Below are 3,175 nucleotides of genomic sequence, written 5' to 3'. Positions count from 1 at the left end.
TATGCACGATCACGTCATTAGGCTGCTTGCGTCGCCACAGCGCCATGTGCAAGGCATCGCAAACCAAGTCGGCCGTCATGCGTTCGTTCATGGCCCAGCCGATCACCATCCGTGAATACAGATCGATGACCACTGCCAGATACAGCCAGCCTTCCTCCGTATGCAGGTAGGTGATGTCACCCACCCATTTCTGATTTGGCGCAGATGCCTTGAAATCCTGCTTGAGCAAGTTCTCTGCCACTGGCAGGGAGTGCTGAGAATTGGTCGTGGCCTTGAACTTCTTGGCGGCCTTGGCACGCAGTCCTTGCCGTTGCATCGAGGCGGCTACCGTCTTGCGATTGCAGGGTAGGCCGGCTTCCCGCAGGTCGTGGCACAGCCGTGGAGCCCCGCTGCGGCCCTTGCGTGCGCTGTATGCCTGAGCGACCTGCCGATCCAGTTCGGCTCTTCGCCGCTGGCGCATTGACGGCCTGCGAGAGCACCAAGCGTAGTAACCGCTGCGGGCAACGCCCAACACGCGACACATGGCCTGGATCGAGAAATGCGCGGTATGAGTCCTCATGAAGGCGTACTTCACTTGAGGCTCTTGGCAAAGTACGCGGCCGCCTTTTTTACGATGGCCAGCTCCTCGGCGTGCTCGGCCAACAGCCGCTTGAGTCGGGCATTCTCGTCGGCCAGCGACTGCTCGCGCTCGCTGCCGGCCTGAGTCTGGTGCTTCTTGCTCCGCCAGCCGTAGAGCTGGGAAGCATGCAGGCCGAGCTGTTCGGCAGCCTTGCTAACGCCAATGCGGTCGGCCAAAGCCAGCGCTTCGTCCTTGTAGGCTTGGGAATGGCGGGTGCGGGTCTGTTTCATTGGGGTTGCTTGTCTTGCCATGATTCACCTCGTTGCAGTTTATCGCTTAACGGGGGTGTCCACTGGGACTGGGCAAGATCAATACTTTCTGATGCCTCTTGATTAGAGATGCCAGCCATAATAATCTCATCGCCAACGCATACGGCGTTCGGCAGCCAACACACTCTCACTCACTACTGGAAGCTCAGACATGAAAACCATAGGCATTGAAAACTCGAAGTCCAGCGTACAGGCCCACTTAACGCTTGGAACCAAAACTATGGGGCTAGGTATCTATGGCGCGTACTTGGCTCTCGCTATTATTTACTTCTGGTTCGGCGGCATGAAATTTACCCACTACGAGGCCGAGGGCCTGGTTCCACTGGTGAGCAACAGCCCGCTTTTGGGATGGGTGTATAGCATTTTTTCGGTCGACATGTTCTCCAGCCTGCTCGGCATACTAGAGATTTCGATCGGCACTCTGATCGCAGGCCGCATGCTGTCGCCCAAACTATCCGTGGTAGGAGGCGCTCTGTCTGCAGGCCTGTTCTTCACAACCCTTAGCTTTATGTTTTCCACTCCGGGCGTCATTGAGCCTAGTTTAGGGTTTCCGGCGATTTCCGTTGCGCCAGGTCAGTTTCTGCTTAAAGACTTAGGGTTGCTTGCTGTTTCGATATTTGTGGCAGGCCATTCGCTGGTTGAACTGGAAAAACGTAAAATTAATGCATAATTTTTTCAATGGCTTAAGGCAGTAATGCCTTAGGCCTTTTTGCCATCATTTTCCCCCGCCAGATCTTTCAACCAGTCACGAGGGCTCAACCCCGTCTTGCGTCTAAATGCGCGAGACAGCGCCGAAGGACTTTCGTAGCCGACTTGAGCTGCAATCAGCGTAATCGAGCGCCCTTCTCGCATCAGCTTCTGAGCCAGGCTAACTCGCCAACTCAACAAATAATCAGCAGGCGTCTGTCCGATGACACTCTTGAAATGCACGGCATACGCAGCGCGTGACATATTTGACTCACTGGCCAGCTCTGCTATTGACCAGGCATGTTCCGGGGAGTTGTGCATCTGTAAAAGCGATCGGGCAAGCCGCATGTCGGCCAGTCCAGCCATCATTCCGGTGCGCAACTGGTGATGATCGAGCAGGTAACGGAGCAACAGAATGATTAGGAGCTCAAATAAGCGCTCAAGCGCGGCTTCCCTTCCACAATGCACATTTGCCGCCTCGGCAAACATCCACTCCAACGTGTCTGCCAGCATGGGCAGATCATCGAGTGCGAGCACCAAACAGTCCGGTAATGAAGCCGACAAAGGATTATCAATTCCGCCCTCAAACTCCATGGAAGCACACAACAACTTTGCGCCATCGGACTCACCCGCAAACAATTGATGCTTGGCGGGGCGTGGCATAAAAATCAAGCTAGGGCGAGTGAGCTGCAAATCCTTGCGATCGGGACCAAGCAACGTCACGCTGCCGGCCTGAAGCAGATGGATATAACCTCGCCGCTCGGCGCCATCGTAAGATGCAGAGCCGCATAGGTCGCCGTCATAGAACAGATTGGCCCGCACGCCGAACCGCGAGAGCAAATTAGACAAACGATCCATTGGCCGATCCTTGACGAGTCAGAACGCACAGACCATACCATCTGCGTTGTCGTTCAGTGCCTGTAGCGAACATGCCGGCGTAAATCAGCCAACGGATAAAGTGATCACTGAGCAGCTCAGCCTCCCTTTCCAGTTCGGCTGTTAAAAAAACAACACCGTTGTTTGAAAGCACCAGCAAATCAAGTGCTCACTCTTCTATTTTACAGTACCTGGCAACAGCACTTTGCGGTGCAGTCGATCAGATATCCGGAAGGTTGATCGTAAGCTTCAGCCTAGCGCTCTTCGAATTTAATGTCGTCGAGCTTCGGCCCAACCATTCCCCCGACCTACTCTTCCCTCCCCTAGAGACCCTAGCAGTCACTTGAATCGCGGCTGTCTGCGATAAGGTGTTGCTGGTAACTATTGCATCAGCGCCTGAAAACTCCACCTCGGCCGGCAGACTTGAGACCTTAAGTCGTATGGTAGCGAGAGGTACCTTGGAGCCCGATAGCGTCTGTACGAAAACGAACACACTGTCATCCAAAGCGACCTTTTCGAAAATTTCCGGGGAAATGTCCACCCGTACCTTGAGCGGTGTTGGTGGCAAGCCAGCAACATGGTTAATCTGTTGCCGCTGACCGAAAACTGACCCAGTAGAGGCTGTTCTGCCGACTGAAAACTGACCCAGGTGTTCAACTGCTTCTGCTCAATTTTTGAGCAGGAGAACACAGGGTGATCAGTATGGAAATGATGGGCAAAATTC

Annotated in this window: 2 protein-coding genes and 1 pseudogene; 1 reads left to right on the top strand and 2 read right to left on the bottom strand. The window is 54.2% G+C overall.

From position 1 onward, the window contains the following. Positions 1–870 (bottom strand): annotated as a pseudogene (locus C722_RS26370) (IS3 family transposase); the annotation flags it as partial. Between the two features lie 169 nt (positions 871–1,039). On the opposite strand from C722_RS26370, the gene C722_RS0124330 reads away from it, so the two are divergent. After that, a complete protein-coding gene (locus tag C722_RS0124330) occupies positions 1,040–1,558 on the top strand; it encodes a YkgB family protein (RefSeq protein WP_003464991.1) in 519 nt (172 codons plus the stop codon). A 29-nt stretch (positions 1,559–1,587) separates the two neighbouring features. Here the strand turns inward: C722_RS0124330 and C722_RS0124325 are convergent, their stop codons facing one another. Continuing rightward, positions 1,588–2,433, bottom strand: a complete 846-nt coding sequence (locus C722_RS0124325) for an AraC family transcriptional regulator (protein WP_003464995.1) — start codon at positions 2,431–2,433, stop codon at positions 1,588–1,590. Positions 2,434–3,175: the final 742 nt, after the last annotated feature.

Source organism: Pseudomonas sp. 313 (assembly GCF_000316965.1).
Lineage (GTDB): Bacteria > Pseudomonadota > Gammaproteobacteria > Pseudomonadales > Pseudomonadaceae > Chryseomonas > Chryseomonas benzopyrenica.
This window is presented reverse-complemented; position numbering and strand designations above follow the sequence as displayed.